Origin of the sequence: Paenibacillus hexagrammi (genome assembly GCF_021513275.1) — a bacterium.
GTDB lineage: Bacteria > Bacillota > Bacilli > Paenibacillales > NBRC-103111 > Paenibacillus_E > Paenibacillus_E hexagrammi.
Map to the genome: position 1 here is coordinate 5,627,418 of NZ_CP090978.1, position 16,812 is coordinate 5,644,229.

Annotated in this window: 16 protein-coding genes and 1 pseudogene; 5 read left to right on the forward strand and 12 right to left on the reverse strand. The window is 48.6% G+C overall.

Annotation, left to right across the window (positions count from 1 at the left end; translation table 11 throughout):
* The first annotated feature begins 123 nt into the window (after nt 1-123).
* A complete protein-coding gene (locus L0M14_RS25705; protein ID WP_235119276.1) occupies nt 124-642 on the forward strand; it encodes a hypothetical protein in 519 nt (172 codons plus the stop codon).
* A 113-nt stretch (nt 643-755) separates the two neighbouring features.
* On the opposite strand, the gene L0M14_RS25710 is transcribed toward L0M14_RS25705, so the two are convergent.
* Nucleotides 756-4,043, reverse strand: coding sequence for an endo-1,4-beta-xylanase (locus tag L0M14_RS25710; RefSeq protein WP_235119277.1), 3,288 nt, complete (start codon nt 4,041-4,043; stop codon nt 756-758).
* A gap of 475 nt (nt 4,044-4,518) precedes the next feature.
* Nucleotides 4,519-5,808, reverse strand: coding sequence for an MFS transporter (locus L0M14_RS25715; RefSeq protein ID WP_235119278.1), 1,290 nt, complete (start codon nt 5,806-5,808; stop codon nt 4,519-4,521).
* Between the two features lie 239 nt (nt 5,809-6,047).
* Here L0M14_RS25715 and L0M14_RS25720 point away from each other — a divergent pair, with 239 nt between their 5' ends.
* Nucleotides 6,048-6,656 carry a DUF3298 and DUF4163 domain-containing protein gene (locus L0M14_RS25720; protein ID WP_235119279.1) on the forward strand — a complete coding sequence of 203 codons (609 nt, stop codon included), beginning with the start codon at nt 6,048-6,050 and terminating at the stop codon, nt 6,654-6,656.
* On the opposite strand, the gene L0M14_RS25725 is transcribed toward L0M14_RS25720, so the two are convergent.
* From L0M14_RS25725 to L0M14_RS32270, 5 genes and pseudogenes are all read right to left on the reverse strand, one after another.
* Complete coding sequence (locus L0M14_RS25725; RefSeq protein WP_235119280.1) at nt 6,653-7,579, reverse strand: TRM11 family SAM-dependent methyltransferase; 927 nt, start codon at nt 7,577-7,579, stop codon at nt 6,653-6,655. The genes L0M14_RS25720 and L0M14_RS25725 overlap by 4 nt on opposite strands.
* Nucleotides 7,580-7,621: 42 nt before the next feature.
* Nucleotides 7,622-8,218 (reverse strand): TetR/AcrR family transcriptional regulator, encoded by a 597-nt coding sequence (locus L0M14_RS25730; RefSeq protein ID WP_235119281.1) that lies wholly within the window; start codon nt 8,216-8,218, stop codon nt 7,622-7,624.
* 157 nt (nt 8,219-8,375) lie between these two features.
* Nucleotides 8,376-8,870 (reverse strand): hypothetical protein, encoded by a 495-nt coding sequence (locus tag L0M14_RS25735; protein WP_235119282.1) that lies wholly within the window; start codon nt 8,868-8,870, stop codon nt 8,376-8,378.
* Between the two features lie 324 nt (nt 8,871-9,194).
* A complete protein-coding gene (locus tag L0M14_RS32265; protein WP_405031137.1) occupies nt 9,195-9,434 on the reverse strand; it encodes a YiaA/YiaB family inner membrane protein in 240 nt (79 codons plus the stop codon).
* Nucleotides 9,435-9,539: 105 nt separating this feature from the next.
* Nucleotides 9,540-9,680: pseudogene (locus L0M14_RS32270) on the reverse strand (YiaA/YiaB family inner membrane protein); the annotation flags it as partial.
* A 408-nt stretch (nt 9,681-10,088) separates the two neighbouring features.
* On the opposite strand from L0M14_RS32270, the gene L0M14_RS25745 reads away from it, so the two are divergent.
* Complete coding sequence (locus L0M14_RS25745) at nt 10,089-10,472, forward strand: MerR family transcriptional regulator (protein ID WP_235119284.1); 384 nt, start codon at nt 10,089-10,091, stop codon at nt 10,470-10,472.
* A 194-nt stretch (nt 10,473-10,666) separates the two neighbouring features.
* Nucleotides 10,667-11,854, forward strand: a complete 1,188-nt coding sequence (locus tag L0M14_RS25750; protein WP_235119285.1) for an MFS transporter — start codon at nt 10,667-10,669, stop codon at nt 11,852-11,854.
* A gap of 99 nt (nt 11,855-11,953) precedes the next feature.
* On the opposite strand, the gene L0M14_RS25755 is transcribed toward L0M14_RS25750, so the two are convergent.
* Entirely contained in the window at nt 11,954-12,217 is a 264-nt protein-coding gene (locus L0M14_RS25755) for a hypothetical protein (protein WP_235119286.1), read from the reverse strand.
* A 172-nt stretch (nt 12,218-12,389) separates the two neighbouring features.
* Here L0M14_RS25755 and L0M14_RS25760 point away from each other — a divergent pair, with 172 nt between their 5' ends.
* The gene (locus L0M14_RS25760; protein WP_235119287.1) at nt 12,390-12,908 is read left to right on the forward strand and encodes an RDD family protein; all 519 of its coding nucleotides are present in this window, start codon (nt 12,390-12,392) and stop codon (nt 12,906-12,908) included.
* A gap of 229 nt (nt 12,909-13,137) precedes the next feature.
* On the opposite strand, the gene L0M14_RS25765 is transcribed toward L0M14_RS25760, so the two are convergent.
* The 4 genes from L0M14_RS25765 to L0M14_RS25780 all read right to left on the reverse strand — a co-directional run bounded on the left by L0M14_RS25765 (nt 13,138) and on the right by L0M14_RS25780 (nt 16,637).
* The gene (locus tag L0M14_RS25765; protein ID WP_235119288.1) at nt 13,138-13,740 is read right to left on the reverse strand and encodes a hypothetical protein; all 603 of its coding nucleotides are present in this window, start codon (nt 13,738-13,740) and stop codon (nt 13,138-13,140) included.
* A 15-nt stretch (nt 13,741-13,755) separates the two neighbouring features.
* Nucleotides 13,756-14,649 carry a hypothetical protein gene (locus L0M14_RS25770; protein WP_235119289.1) on the reverse strand — a complete coding sequence of 298 codons (894 nt, stop codon included), beginning with the start codon at nt 14,647-14,649 and terminating at the stop codon, nt 13,756-13,758.
* A 58-nt stretch (nt 14,650-14,707) separates the two neighbouring features.
* Nucleotides 14,708-14,860: a hypothetical protein gene (locus L0M14_RS25775; RefSeq protein WP_235119290.1), complete on the reverse strand. Its 153-nt coding sequence runs from the start codon at nt 14,858-14,860 to the stop codon at nt 14,708-14,710.
* Between the two features lie 61 nt (nt 14,861-14,921).
* Nucleotides 14,922-16,637, reverse strand: coding sequence for an ABC transporter ATP-binding protein (locus tag L0M14_RS25780; protein WP_235119291.1), 1,716 nt, complete (start codon nt 16,635-16,637; stop codon nt 14,922-14,924).
* Nucleotides 16,638-16,812 lie beyond the last annotated feature (175 nt).

A 16,812-nucleotide genomic window follows, 5' to 3' on the forward strand; every position in this document is an offset into this window, starting at 1 on the left:
CACTAACAACCCAATATCGGTCTGAGGACCGAGCAGCACCCCCACCCAGGTTGGAAGACAGTTTTCCCCAAGCCTGTTATGCTTGCACTAATAAGATGAATACATAGGCAAGGAGCGAGAAAATTGAGTTTAAACCGAATGGGTGTATTAGGCCCCCTACTCGTTATTGCGGGGTGTTTCTTACTGTTTCACGGCGAGTCGAGCATGGGCACGGGAACGATATTTGCTTCCCTCTGGCCGACGTTGTTCGTCCTGCCTTTGGGCGTGTTTTTCCACTGGATGTACTTCTATATCCTTCAGCGGCGGGGAGTCGGCCTGCTCGTGCCAGGAGGCATCTTACTAACAACCGGTATGGTCTGCCAAATGGCTACGTGGTTTGATAGCTGGGGTACCCTGTGGCCGGGCTTTTTGCTGGCAGTAGCCGTCGGTTTGTTCGAGCTGTATTGGTTCGGCGGACGCAACAGATGGCTCTTGATCCCGATCAACATTCTAACCGCATTGTCCGTGCTGTTCTTCATTGTTTTCTCGATCGGATCGCTGCTGGGCATGCTGTACAGCGGACAGCCTGTTATCGCGATTGCGCTGCTTGCTGCGGGAACACTCCTGATGCTGAAGCAGCGAAGAGACCGGCATCCGCTATAGGCCATCGTATAGAATCTAGAGCTTAATTCAGCAGATAGAAAAAGGTGCTGACTAGTGGGGAAAACTCACTAGTTAGCACCTTTTTTAGGCTAGTTTGTTTGAAAGTGGGATTGCTATTTTACGATGTTGGTTGCGACATACGCAAGATCCCAGATGTCAATTTTATCATCGTTGTTCATATCAGAAGCCTTAGCTTTCGCCCAATCTGCGCTGGTGGAGTTCTTGCCATAGTGATAAGCTGCAATCGCGAGGTCACCAATGCTGGTGGATCCATCTCCGTTTATGTCTGCAGACTTATTAGCTGCTGCCTTGAAGGTATCAACGGAAGTGTTGAGTGCCGCGAGAGCAGTGTCAACTTGCGATTGAGTTGCGCTTGCATTGTCTTTCACAACATTTGCGGTGTTAATTGCTTCTAGGAGTGCGTCTTTAGCCGCTTGCGGATATTGGCCAGGTTCAGTACCTACGATAGCCTCGTTGTACAGGGTTTGTGCACTCGTCATTGCTGCATTCAAAGCAGTTTTATCTACTTCATGAGTCATACTGCCAACGGAAATTGTCTTGCTGCTCAGCGCCGCAGAGGTTTCGGTTCCATCAGAAGCGCCAAGCTGCGCTTGAGAGACTGCAAGGGTTCCTGTTGTATGCTGAACACCGGACTTCACCTTAAAGGTGAAATTCAAAACGGGTGATCTGGTTCCTGCTACTCCTCCAATATTAGCGGAAATGGTTCTAACCTTTCCAGGGGTAGCCGTATCTACTTGCAGAACCTGAATGTCGGTGGTTGCACCCGCTGCACTGACATAATCAAATACGTTGGCATCATAGCTTAGCGTGATATCCTGGGCGTACACGCTTTGTGTCACGCTATCCAGGCTAACAGCTGCTGTGAAAGTACTTCCAGGTGTCACACTGTTGTTAGCTGCGATTGTTGCTGTAAGGGATTTGGTTTCTCCATTACCGGGCGTATAAATTCCAAGATCGCCAAGGTCAATGGCATAGCTGTTCTGAAGTTTCTCGTATTCGCCAGCAAAGAAGTCATCCAGATATGAATGTCCACGAACGAATCGGTCCGGATTCACGGAGCCATAATAGCCCGCATTAGCATTGCTCTGACTGTCAAACAGCACATAGCTTCCCTGCCATCCTGAACCCGCTACGCCCCAGCTGATGATGTGATCGATGTAAGGGGCGAACTTGTTGAACAGTTTGTACATCAGCGCGTACTCATAACCAAGAGCGTCAGACTGTTTGATATTGAGCACTGCGGGAGCGACCGCGCCTCCCCCTGGTGTGGTAGTCGGCAACTTTAGGTCAAGCTCTGAGTAAGCAATACCGGAAAGAAGACCTTCGTCAATGAGCGAAGCATACAGGGCCATGGCATATTGGTTATCGCTTGCAAGGGTCTTTCCAATCGAATCGTGTCCCTGGATACCGATGTCCTCGATAAGGGGCCTTCCGTCATACAGCGGATCGGAGAGCCATGCGGTGTTCAGTGCGCGAACCATGTTGTAGATCGTTCTTGCTTTGGTGCGAGTAGAAACGTCGTAATCGTTATAAGTCAGTTTCGGAGGATCGTTGACGATGTACGCGTCAATGCTGCCAGCGTTGTCGTGTCCGTCCATCTTCATATACTCGGGAAGGCTAGCGTAGTTCGCTTTGTAAGCCGCCGCCATCTTGGCGTTAGGGGCCGCGATGTGCGCGTATTTGAAGAGTAAGTAAATGTAATGCTCGGAAATGTCGCCGCCAATTCGATCATCCGACATGGCAGCAAGCCAGTTGGTGTTTTTGAGTGTCTGTCTCCAGCTGTTCGGATCCGCGGGAATGGTTTCGCTGTGGCGGCTTTCGTGGACCTCTTCGTTAAGTACGTCCCATGAATTGAAGGGGATGACTCCGCGGGATACACTTGAGCCATACTTCGTCTCTGTGGTTAGGAAGTGCCGCATCACATACATCGTGTGGTTAAATTGCACTCTTCTGGCCATTTCTTTGTCTACCTTCACCGTGGTTGTAACGCCATTGCCTAATCCGTAGTAATCGGTTGTCCCATTATATCCCAAGGGAAGGGTCGCAGGAATCATCTGTCTCATCCATGCAGGGGCCTGGTTGTACCATGCCAACACGTGGGCGTGAGACTTATACTGACCGGGAGTACCGGAATCCCTGATCGCTTGATATGCGCTGGTTGGGAAACTGTATTCATCCATACCAGGGGTGGTGGTTGCGCCGTCCAGCGCCTCGCCAGTAACGCTCTTTAGCCAGCTTGGGCCGCGGGGATGCGTGCTCTCCGCCTTGAGATTGTTGCCGTCTACAAAAATTTCATAGTGATTAGCTCTGGTTCCGGTTACAGCCCCGGTTCCGATCGTGCCGACCATGAACGTCCCATTCTGCCTGTTGTAAATATTCTTCAAAGGCGTTACGACACTCTGGTTTTCCTGATTGACAACGTCAGGAAGCGCAACACCGTTCGGATCCGGTGCGGTTATTTGAATGTTGGCGACAAGAAGCATACCGGTTTCTGCAGGACGGCCGTTCTCGCCATGGAGCTCAAGAATGAAGTTCGAGGAAGTGCCTGCTGTAGCGGTAATGCTGATGTGCTTCAACAGCCAGGTTTCACCGTTATAGCTGCCAACCCAGTCGGGGTTCAGGTTGTTGTAGTCGTAATCCCTAAGATAGCTATCGATGTTAGAGTCGGCATTTCTGATTCTCCACCTCATGAATTTCCCTTGCGCGCTCTTGGGATAGAAGACGTCAAACTCAATCGTTGAGCCTGCAGGGACATCTACACTCGGAGATAACGGAGATTGAAGGGAAATTCCTCCGAAGGTGGTTTTTCCGTTATGGACGTAATTGATTTGAAGCACATCCGCTTTGCCTTGTGAATCTGCAAAAGGATACGGAATCATTTGGTATGTACCACCCGCAAAGTCGGAAGGGACACGGTTGTCAAGTGGAGTTCTTGCGGTCCAGGCATTGGTGGGCGCGGTGATTTTTACAGGTACTTTACCAGGACCCGGATCAAGGCGGAAATACGGATTTGAACCGTCTGCTTTGATCTTTCCGGTGAACGCCGCTATGGCATGTTCAAGACTGCTTATGGCTTCGTCCTCGGGAGTCTGCTCATTGCGCGCGAATTCCAGTGCGTTATCAAGATCTTGGAGTTCACCCTCGTACACCCAGGGGAAAGCTTTGTTTACATCAGATCCATCGTCATTGTGGCTAATCTGGAGAGGGAATTCCTCGTTGCCGGCTTTTAGAGCTTCGGCTTGTGCGATGAGGTCGTTCCGTTCCTGTGTCTGTTCACCACCAGCTGCTGCAGCCGGGATGGAGGCAAAAGCGAATAAAGAGATCAGCATGATGACGATCAGGATTCGAGAGATATTGATATCGTTTTTTTCACGGTTCATCTTCGTTTTACTCCTTCGCTTAAGGGAAGCTCTAATAGCTCACGCTAGAATTCCCCCAAATTTTGGATTTTGGATTAACTTTACCGATTATCATAGTGTTTTGAACACTCATCCTATGGGTTACGTCGTTCTGCTTGACAATCAATGTAATCACCTCCTTCTCTTGTTAGTTGGCAGCCTTTTTTGAAAACGCTCTCACTTGAATATGGATATGATATACAAACCTTATAAGCAACTCCATGGATGGATAATGGATCACTTGTAGTTTTTTCGAAAGAGGATACAAATCGGATCATATTGTTACAAAGAAAGACGCCTCCAAAAGCCACAATGTAGTGGGAATGAAGACGTCTTTATCATAAAAGTTCGAACCTTCGCGCGAAATGGGCTAAGTAGCTGTGTCTCCGTCCGATAATGGCTATGAGTACACCAATCCCTCACGCTATTCACAAGGATCCCGCACCGAGCTACTGCCTTAGCCCTGTAGAGAGGCCGAAGGCGAGCTCCCCCTGCCCCTGGCAATGCGCACGGCCATGACTGCGGCAAACAGGCATACGAAGCCTGCTCCAATGAAGGCTAGACTGTAAGTGCCCATCCACTGACGAAGCAAGCCTGCTCCGTAAGCAGCTGTAGAAGCACCTATTTGATGCGCCACGACAATCCAACCGAAGATCATTCCTGCCTTTTCCTTGCCAAATTCCTTGGATGCCAGCTTTACGGTCGGAGGAACCGTTGCAATCCAGTCCAAACCGTAAAAGACAGAGAAGACCATAAGAGCTAACGGAGCGGCATCCAGCGCATACGGCAGGAAGAGCAGCGATAATCCGCGGAGTCCGTAATACCAGAACAACAGCCAACGAGAATCAAACCGGTCGGACAACCAGCCCGATAAGGTCGTGCCTACCAGATCGAACAAGCCCATGAACGCCAGTAATCCGGCAGCCATTACTTCAGGAATGCCGTGGTCACCGCAAGCGGGAATCAGATGGGTACCGATCAAGCCATTGGTCGAAAATCCACAGAAAAAGAACGTTCCTGCAAGCAGCCAAAATGACTTGCTCCCTAGCGCCGAGCGAAGCGTGGACAGCGGTGTAACAAAAATATTGCCCTTGAACGGCTCAGGCTTGACGACAGCATCCGTTCCGTAGACTGCAGCTCCCACCTCGTAAGGATGGCTTCTCATCCAGATCGCTACAACAACCAGCAAAATCACGATGACCAAGACCGCCGTATAAATCGCGTATCGCCACCCGGCTTCGACGGTAATTTTGGCGAGCAGTGGAAGAAACAACAGCTGCCCCGTAGCCGCGCTTGCCGTAAGCAAGCCCACGACCAAGCCCCGCCGCTTCACAAACCAGTAATTCGTCACCGTAACACCGAGCACGTTTGCCATCATTCCTGTACCTAGTCCCGCAACCAGCCCCCACAACAGCTGAAACTGCCACAATTCCTTCATGTACGGCGTGAGTACAAGACTCGCGGCCAGTATAGCTAAGGAAACCACCATAACTCTCCTGACACCGAACTTCGCCATCACAGCGGCAGAGAACGGACCTACTAGGCCATACAAGAGAATACCTAGTGAAATCACCCCGGAGATACCGCTCCGATTCCATCCGAACTCCTTCTCAAAAGGAAGCATGAATATGCTCGGCATGGAGCGAACTCCGGCGGCTACAAGCAAAGTAACGAACGTAATAAAGACAACAAACCACCCGTAATAGATGGTCCTTCGAGGTCTTAGCCCAACCCCAGATTCCCCCATGCTCCCACATCCAATTCTTATACATACAAAAGTAATGAAACATAGCCTCTATTCTGACCATAGACTATAGTCCAATATTTACCATACGTCAATATAGACCAAGGAACCAATTGCCCAGAATTCGAATATCCTAGCAAAATAACCCCACAAAGTGGAGTCTTGGCTTCGAAGCTATTCAGATACTTTGCGGGAAACCCGGAACTATAAATTCTTAACGTACAAGTGAGGATGAATGCTACATGAACGGAATGGAAATGCCCGTTACCATAAAGACCTACAAAGTTCTGCGGGATAAACTGCAACTATTGTACCCCGCCGTTGTCGATTTACCGTCTCATAGCGCGCAGCACCGCATCAATACAGCGATTGTGCATCAAGTGAATCTGCTGCTGCACCAGCAGGGATATCCGCAAAATCCGCAAACCGACGTAACCGCTTATTACGAGCTGAAAAACAATCAAAGGGACGTACTCAGTCTCTCATTACTCAACTATGCGTTCTCGGGCGGCGCCCATGGTCTTACCTTGCAAAAATCGCTGACCTTCGATACGACAACCGGTCGGCAGTATGCGCTCAAAGATTTATTCAAACCGGGCAGCGACTATGTCGCAAGACTGAATGCGATCATTGAAGCGCAAATCAAAGCCCGCAACCTGACGCTGCTCGTGCCTTATCCCGGCATCCGGCCGGACCAGGATTTCTACATCGCGGATAAATCTCTGGTCATCTACTTCCAGGTTTACGAGCTCATGGCCTATGTGTTCGGGTTCCCTTATTTCCCGATCTCAGTCTACGATATTCAGGACATCATTCTTGAAGACGGCCCGCTAGGCAAAATGATCTATTAAGACTCCGCCACCCAGAGCTGGCGGCTGAACCTGCTCTTGTGCACGATGCAGCCGTCCACGATGCGAAAGCCAGCCTCCTCCACGAGCCTGTCGATGGGCTCGGTGGAGATAATAACCGCCCGCTTCGCCAGGCGGCTGGCGCTTTGCAGCATCTCCAGCTGCTGAGCCTCCGGCAGCTTGGAGCAAAGGTTGTACGGCATGTCGAGGATGAGCGCGTCATAGCGGCCCGTCAGGGTCCGCATGTCGGCCAGACTCACCTTACTTGGCATGCCGAAGTGGTCCAGATTAACCCGCGCGCCGCGTACGGCCAGCGGGTTCAGGTCAACCCCGACGATGTCGATCCCCATCGACATCGCTTCCACCAGCACCGTGCCGATGCCGCAGCACGGGTCAATGGCCTGCGTGCCCGTTACCTCGGGCACGGCAATATTCACCACCGCCCGCGCTACGCGGGTGCTCAGGGCGGTGGAGTAGTTCTGCGGCTTCTGCTGATGCCGCAGCCAGAGCGCCTCGCTGCTGACGGCTTCGCCCAGCAGCCACCTGCCCTCGAGCAGCGTCGCCGCGAAGCGCTGCTCGGGCCGGCGCATATCCGCCTTGCCGCGGATATGGCGGCCCAGTTCGCGCTCGATCTCCCGCTGGCGGTCATAGCTGACCGCAGCGTCCGTCTCCGCGAACACAACCTTGAACGTTGACCCCTTCACGGTCAACGTCTGCGCCTGCTCGGCCAGCCCCTCCAGGCTGCCCGCCGAGCACTGCACCTCAAGCCGCAGCTTCAGAAACGGGCTGCGGCTTGGGTCGATGCGGCGGGTGCTGCGCACAAAGCGCCCGCCTGCTTGCGGAGCTGCGCCCAGCAGGGTGCGCAGCTCCAAATGGCATAACGCCTGCTCATCCTCGTGGCAGGCGTACGTGTATACATATTCCATCGGTTCGTTATCCTTCCTCAGGTGCTCAGGCTCCCGCTCCTGCTACCGCAGCGAGCGGAATAAAAAGCCGAACACATCCTCTTCCTGCAGCGCAAACTCAGAGTCTTTGGCAATCACGCTCTGGACGCGCAAACCGTAGTTGAATGTCGTGAAAATCGAAGCAATCCTCGTGGCATCGAGCTCTTGCGGAATAGCTCCTGCCTCCTGTCCGGCTTGAATCCAGTTTCTGGACATCATCACGGAGTAATTAAAAAGCTCCGTCAGGACCTCGGATACCTTTGGATTGTCACTCTGGCTCATCAAATACGTAAAAATTTTATTCGTAATCTCCCGCTGTTCATCCTGAGCCAGCATATTCTTGGTCAGCATTTGCAGCGGAGGAGTTGTCGTTTTACCAATCGGCTTCGAGATCGTTTCTTGGAAACGATCATTGACCAGCTCGATTTTGGATTTAAGAATCAGGCCGTACAGCTCATCCTTACCGGATACGTAGTGATAAATCGCTCCTTTGGACAAGCCGGTTCGGTCAATAATGTCCTGCAGAGTCGTTTGACGGCAGCCTTTTTCCTTAATTAACTGTTCTGTCGTATCTAAAATGAGCTGAAAGCTTGAGTTTCTTTGATTTGAATCTCCAGTCATCTTCGGAAACCTCCTAAGGTGTTCGCTTCTACTATTGTATACCAAGAGTCGGTAGGGTCAAGCCGTCACGCGTTCAAGCTTTACTCTCGCTGATCCTACTGCTATGTCAAGACGGGTACTACGATTTGCGACATATAGTAGGAATATACGAATCTGCTTAATTTTCGTGTAAATAACTCGGTTTGGACAAGATTGCGTTCAAGGCGCTTGGATAGCGGCGTACGAGCATGATGCCTTTACCAAGCAGGATCCCTGCGATTGAGAAAAGGAATGGCACGTAAGCCTTGCTGCCGGTAAGCACGGTGGGAATCCCTAATAGACCAATGAAGCCGTATCGGATAGCAAACCGCACGGGAATCGACAGCAGCCATACACCCAGAGACGCCCAAGAGCCTTCTGCCCACCAAACAGAGTCCACTGTACGTACGTGAATGAATTTGCCTTGAAGAAGCCCTACAACCGCTCCAAGTAAAACGGACATTGCCAAGGATACGGCTTCTCCAGCTTGTACCTGTGCCTCCACGGATTCATAAATGGCAAAGGCAAGCAGCAAGAGCGGCATCGTGAACATTTTAATACTGACAGGTCTTGCCTTCAATTGACTGCGAAATATGATGATGACCACCAGCAGTCCTATTCCCACATTCATCATGTAAAAAATCCCCTCTCATTATCTGTTCAGCATGAACAATCGTTTTTAGTTAAAAGTCGCGCCTGTGCGTGATCTAATTCCTCTCACTTCAGCATCATTTATCTACGATACCGACCGACGGTATGTCATGCTCTTTATTTTACATACCGTCGGTCGGTCCGTCAACTATTAAGTATGAAGACATTTATTCCGCTTATCTCGGCACCGTCAGTACCAAGCCGTATATCCCAAGCTGCCGGTGATTCTTTTCAAATAAAAAAAGCCCCGCTGCATCAACCTTCATCAGGCTTGTGCAGTGGAGCTTTCCTTCAACCTAGCGCATCATTACGCTTGCGTATTTTGATTATGACCTTGTGTCTGTTCCATGAATAGCTTATCCTCAGCGTTATCACGCGTCACCTTTTGCACACCGATCGCACTGTACGCAATCAATAACATAACCGCAATGTAGTAGCCTTTCACATTTAATTCGAATGAAGCGTTAAATAGGCCAATAAAAAACATAGCAAATCCGATGACAAGCCCCACAATCGCCATACCTGTAAAAGCCGGCGTGTTACGCATGCGATGCTTAGGATTTTCCAGTTGCAACGCTCTGTCTTCCGTATTATCCCGGACCACCTTCTGAGTGACGATACTGGTGATCACCACTAGGAACATACATAACAAGTAGTAGCCCTTGACGTTTAATTCCCACTCTGCATTGAAGATCCCCAAGCCATACAAGAACAGCCCTGCGGCAAAGGCAAAGTAAGTTGCGGCTGTGAATGCGGGCGTATTACGTTTTTGATATTTGAAATTGGAATCCATTAGTAACCATCTCCTCGGCGTTTCTGTTTTCCTTTGTTTCCCATATCATAACTTACCTTAAAGATGGCTAACAGGCTTATCTTTTTGTAGTACCTATTCTGACCGGACGTCGTATCGAACAGCAAGGATACAAGGCTTGTATGGGTGTACTGAAGCACTCAGGTCGGTACTCGCTAGTTCGGGTAGAGGCAGCCTGTACGAAAGCACTCAGCTACACGCCAAGCCCCGGCTTCAAGCACGTCAGCACCATTCTCAAATCCGGTCAGGACATGGTATCTACGGAGCAAGCGGCGGCGGAAATCGACTCTGGCACTCACAAGGGGCATCGCCAACATTCACCGTTTGTTGGCGGACTTCTAACAAAAAAATGTTTGCGTTCGAGTTTACTCGAAGGTATATACTTTGTTCATGGAAAAGTTATTAACCATTCGACAAGTCGCTACTGTTACAGGTCTTAGTGTCCACACCCTTCGCTATTATGAGAATATCGGTCTTCTTTGTTCAATTGATCGCAATGAAAATGGGTATCGTTGTTATTCTTCAGCAGACATTACTTGGATTGAGTTTTTAACTCGTCTTAAAGCAACTGGAATGTCAATCACCAAAATGCTAGAAATCGCAGAACTCCGGAGGCAGGGTGATTCAACTTTAACTGAAAGGAGAATACTTCTCGAAGATCACTATAAAAAAGTTCAACAACAGATGATTGAACTTCAGAAAAATCTAAATTTGCTTGCACATAAAATCGTTATTTATAAGGAAATGGAGGACAATTATACAAAAGGGCATTAAAGCGAAAGAATTATAGATTTTGAGTTTAATGATAAAAAGTATCATACAATCTCAAGAAATATCAAATCGGGATGGGGACGCCAAAAACCAACATCATAAATTGATATTCTTGTGATCGCACGCCCATGAAAGCCATTTCATCCCATTAATTAATTATATTGGATTTAAACAAGTAAAGGAGGTTTCACATCCACATGAAAAAGTCATTTCTCACTTATATCATCGCGCTCGGCATATTTGGAATCATCAATACGGAACTTGGTGTTGTGGGCATTTTGCCACAGATTACGAAAAATTTCCAAATCAGCGTTTCGCAAGCAGGTATGCTTGTAAGCATGTTTGCTCTTATCATTGCTCTTTCAGGACCGTTTATGACATTACTATTTTCAGGAGTAAACCGTAAAAAAATCTTAGCAGGAGTCATTGCCTTTTTTGCAATCTCCAATCTTGTTTCGGCATTCGCCCCTAACTACACTGTTCTATTAATTTTTCGAATTCTACCTGCTTTTCTTCATCCCGTTTATTTCTCGGTTGCATTTGCGGCTGCAGCAAGTTCTGTCCCAAAAGAGCAAAGCGCAAGAGCGGTGGCCAGAGTTTTTACAGGAGTAACTGTAGGGATGGTTTTAGGGGTTCCAATCACATCATTTGTTGGGGATCAGTTTTCTCTTGAAGCTGCATTTCTCTTTTCCGCAATTATTAATGCTATCACATTTATCGGAATTATAAGTTGGATTCCATCCATGCCAGTAACAGAAAAACTATCCTACGGGAAACAATTGAAGGTTTTGGTAAAACCTCAATTATGGCTTAACATTGCAACCGCTTGTTTTATTCTTGCAGCATTGTACTCCGTATATGCCTATTTGGCTGAATATCTTGGGAACGTGACGAACATGAATGGTAAAACGATAAGTGCCATGTTAATTCTATTTGGAGCGAGCGGTGTGTTCGGTAACCTACAGGCTGCTAAGCTACTAAGTAAAAATATGATCAAAACTACCATTTATTATCCTTTGGTCATGGGAGTGATTTATTTATTGATATCTTATGCAGGGGCATATATCATTCCAATGACCATTATTATCATTGTATGGGGTGCTGTTTTTACCGGCGGTCTCATTGTAAGCCAAACTTGGTTAACCTCTGAGGCATCAGAAGCACCTGAGTTTGCCAACAGCTTGTTTGTTTCCTTTGGAAATTTGGGAATCGCATTAGGTACCACCACGGGTGGTTGGTTTTTATCCCAGTTGGGGATACATCAGATTACATATAGCGGTGCTGTTTTTCTAACGCTTGCTTTCATCTGTATTGGACTAAAAATAAAGCTTTTTGATCAAAAACAGGATAAGATTATACTAGTGAAGAAAACCACAAACGATTGATAAAATGAACCAGCGGCGGATGAGGTGCGAAAATATTCCTAGACTGCCGCTGTTATTAACTCGTTTCCCGTTTAATCCCCCCGTTCTCCTTGAGAGGCTCTATTGCACCGAAATATTCATGGCAAGATATACACTTCCAATTTTCGTGCCGCTTGGCTTCTCATGGTTGTCCGTCAATAATTGCTTCGTATCGGACGCATTCAGGAACACGAAATCGGTTCCAAGATCAAGATTCGAAGTAGTGCCGAGGTCGACCTTAGTACCGCCCTTGACCCAATTGTATTTAGGAGTATTAGAGGTATCACCTTCAGCAAACACTTGGCCTCCCTTCATTCCAAAAATGACACCCATAGCAAGAAGCATTTTTTCAAACTCATTGTGATAAATCTCTCCCTATTTCGAATATATTCGACAGAACCAGTACACTTTACCATAAATTTGATATATTGGAACTATGAAGCTCTTATTCTAGTTGATGATAATCGGTGGAATTTGCGGAATCTCAATAAAAAGGGAGAAATGGGGAGCTATGGGTATGATTAAGCAAGAAGTAGAATATGTTTCATTTGTCAAACGGGCTCTCATCTATTTGGTAGACATGATCATCATGTTTGTTCCATTGTTGCTGCTTTATCGTAAGACTTACTTTTTGGCATTGGAATATCAATCTAGCTTTATTTTACTTTCGAAATGGATCATTTTATTCGGCTTTCAAATTAGCTGCTTAGTTCTTTTCGGAGGAACCATCGGCAAATTGATTTTCAAGATTAAAGTTGTCAATGCGGCTGGAAACAATCCAACCCTTCTTCAAGCTGCAATGAGATATTCAATCTTGATGCTAAGCGCAGTACTTGCTTTAACCAAAGAAATTATACACACAGAACTGGGACCGTTACATAACATCTTGGCGTCATACTCCAATTTAATCAACATCTTATCCACTCTCGTATTTCTTATTACCGTATATGATGGGTTCTCCATGTTGTTCAACAAGGAAAGAAGGGCACTTCACGATTTTATGGCGAATACATTCGTTATCAAGAAGCAACGATGAAACGAAAATAACCCGCCCAGGTTAGCGCCACGGGAACGGGTTATTCGTTCGGACATACTCGGAGGATTTCCACCCAAGTGTTGTGCAGGGACGGACCGCGAATCCGTCTCTTTTGGTTATTATAAGCATACTACGTATCATTTAGACACGCAATATGTTATCGCCCTGATTCCAGGTCGCTTTCTCCCAAGGATACATAGTGTGCTGGTCGTGATCGCTCCATAGTCGACTACTTCCCCATCCCCTTGTCATACACAAAGTATCCGAGCAGTTCACCCGTCACGGAATCTACTTGCACCGAAGCTGCATATTGGTAGGTACAAAATAAATGATCCATACATAAGTGCTTCGATACGTCCACGTCATCGATGATATAGCGATTTTTATAGATAACCGTATACTCGGTCACAGCTCTGGGTGGCTTTATTTCACTTTGAAGAAACACTGTTCTGCCACCTGCCTTCTGGTTTAATTCATGAATGGCGTTCTCTTGAGTTTGGCTTGAGGAAGCCCCCAGCTCTTCCTGGTACACGATCTTTAATGGAGCATTCGGCGTATAGGCGCTTAGCTTCTCTTTCAGCATAAAATTAGGCTGCTCATGGACAGCTTCGTAAGCATTATATAATGTCGCAAGAGCTAGCAGCGTCAATAAAAGAGGCTTCAGCGGACCATGCTTCCATAATCGATACATGCCATATATGTTGAAAAGGCTAGATAAGCCGAGCATCCCATAAAAGAACTGTGCACTTACTCCATATTGATAAGGCATCACAGCCCAAAAGCTGAGGCAGCAAATGCCGATGACAAGCAAAATCACGGATACACGTTTCATAAGTCCCCTCTCCGGTCAAGGCTGGTTCACAGAACGCAGCACACCATGGTCGTATGTATAGTCCTCAAACGATTCTTCCTCATTCCTAACAGCAGCAATCCGAATAACAGGCCTTTCCTGGTCTTTCAACAGCTTCGCGTAATCCCTCTGATTCCTTCGGATAACGTCCGTGACCGAATTACATACCTCGAGTCTGTTCTGGTTGAATCGGATGATTCTGACGTCAGGCCACGACAGGTGAAGTCCCTCGAATTCAATGACCCATTCTTCCTGCCCGTCAAGATCGAGATCCGTGAAACTAGAAATTCCCCAGCATTCAATCGCATACAGCTTGCCTTCGTCAGTATCCACTACGACATAAGCTTGGAGTCCGGGGCCATTGCCTGATAAAGGAATGCTTCCGAGCAGCTCATAGCGGGATTGACCTGGGATGAGTTTTTGAACAATTTCCGCCTTCTCCCCTGGACCAGATGCATCTCTGCCAGTAATCTCAGCAGCAACATATCGGAGCAGGTACTGCTCATGCCCTACTTTTACAATGCCATGATAGAAAGCGGGAAGAAGTCCATCATCGGAGGGTTCTTCATAGACCTCTATGTGCACAGGTTGGTTGCCTAACGATCCAAAGGGGATCGAACGGACCCACTTCCACCCCGAATCCGCAATACCCAGAGGCAGTGCTTCAAGCTCCAGAGGTCCAAATGAAAGTGTAATCTCCTCTGGAAGCGTTGCAAGCTTGCTGTCCTTATCGCTTGTCTTCAGATTTGCATCAGCCTTGGTTACCGATAATTCAGATGAAGCTTCGGTAGCCGCCTCTGAGCTGCTACTCGGTGAGGGCATGCAGCCGGATAGCATGGACAGCCCCCCTATAAGTGACATAATCCATACGATTCTACAGCTTTGGCCCAAGCCATACACCTCCGCCTACCATTGTTTACAGAGTAGACTTGCGGAACAGTGAAATCGTTCAAGCCATCACGTATTTGATGAGAATGGAAATAAGAAGCCCCTGTGCCACAGCGATTACAACATCGTTTTTCCAATAGGTCTTGGTATACAAGCTAAACAAACGAAATAAGACGAAGCTGCAAAAGCTGATGGATAGCCATAGGATAAACATGTCTCCTCTCCTTTCGATCCAGTCCTCCATATTCTCGCCCGGATACCCGCAGGCGTACCGGCTACGAACGGAACTGCGCCTGATGCAGTCGGCTGTAAACGCCGCCCACAGCTAGCAGTTCCTCATGCCCACCTTGCTCGGCGATGCCTTGCTCGGTGACGACAATGATCCGATCGGCGTTCTTAATCGTCGCCAATCGGTGCGCAATGACGAGGGTCGTGCGGCCCTCGGACAGCTCCGCCAGCGAAGCCTGAATGGCGGCTTCGGTCTCCGTGTCGAGCGCGGACGTCGCCTCGTCGAGAATCAAGATCGGCGGATTCTTCAGGAACATCCGCGCGATGGCGAGCCGCTGCTTCTGTCCTCCGGACAGCTTGACGCCGCGCTCGCCAATGACGGTCTCCAGGCCTTCCGGCTGGGACCGGATGAACTCCTCCAGCCGCGCTCGGCGCGCGGCTTCCCAGATCTCGGCTTCGCTCGCACCGAGCTTGCCGTAAGCGATGTTCTCGCGGATCGTACCCGCGAACAGGAACACATCCTGCTGCACGATGCCGATCTGGCGGCGCAGCGAGGAAAGCTGAATCTGACGGATATCCATGCCGTCAATGGTCACGCGCCCACCGGTCACGTCGTAGAAACGCGGCAGCAGGCTGCATAGCGTCGTCTTACCGGCTCCCGACGGACCGACGAAAGCAACGGTCTCGCCGGCGCGGATCGTCAGGTCAATCTGCTGCAGCACCTGCGCCTCCTCGCCATAGCCGAAGGTCACGGCATCGTAGCGGATGTCTCCGCGAAGATGATCAATTTCAATGGCATCCGAGGCATCAGCGACCTCAGGCTCCGTATCGATAATCTCGATATAGCGTTTAAAGCCGGCAATCCCTTTCGGGTAGCTTTCAATAACCGAGTTGATTTTCTGGATAGGCGCAAGGAACACGTTGGTTAGCAAGACAAACGCAATGAACTCCCCGTTCGTAATCTCGCCTCGAATGACGAAGAACGTACCGCAGACCAGTACGAAGACGGTCACAAAGCGCATCAATATGTAACTGAGCGAAATGTTCCAGGCCATGATTTTGTAAGCCATCAGCTTGGTAAGCCGAAACCGGCCGTTATTTTCCGCAAACAGTTGCTTTTCATACGTTTCATTGGCAAAGGCCTGCACAACACGGATGCCGCCAATGTTATCCTCAACGCGCGCATTAAAATCGGCCAAATCGCCCATCATACGGCGAAAAGTGACCGTCATTTTGCGGTTAAAATGCATCGCAATCCACAGGAGCAACGGCGCAACCACGAAAGTAAGCAGCGCCAGCTTCACATTAATGGTCAGCATGAGCACTAGCGCTCCGATCAAGGTCATGACCGCGATAAACAAATCCTCCGGACCATGGTGAGCTACCTCGCCGATCTCCAGCAAATCATTGGAAATCCTCGACATCAGCTGCCCCGTCTTGTTATTGTCGTAAAAACGGAAGGACAGCTTCTGCAGATGCTCGAACATCTTTTTGCGCATATCTGTTTCGATGTTGATGCCCAGCTTATGTCCCCAGTACGTGACCACGAAGTTCAGCACGGAGTTTAGCGCATACACGGCAAGCAAGCCCGCACACGCCCACAAAATCCACTGCCAGTTTCCTGCAGGCAGCAGTTTGTCGACAACCTGGTTAACCGCCAGCGGAAAACCGAGCTCCAATACCCCCGCAACGACGGCGCAGGTAAAATCGAGAATAAATAACCCTTTATAAGGCTTGTAATAACTAAAAAAACGACGAAGCACTGTGATCTTTCCCTTCTAGTAGCATGATCCTCATCCGTAGGAGAAGAAGATAACTGCCAGCAGCGGCAGTATGATTTCATCTTAAACAGATTGAGAACTATTATCAATCTAAAGTTTCATTTGAACAAAAAAATCGCCAACTCCTCGCTCAAGAAAGGCAAGAATCAGCGACTCC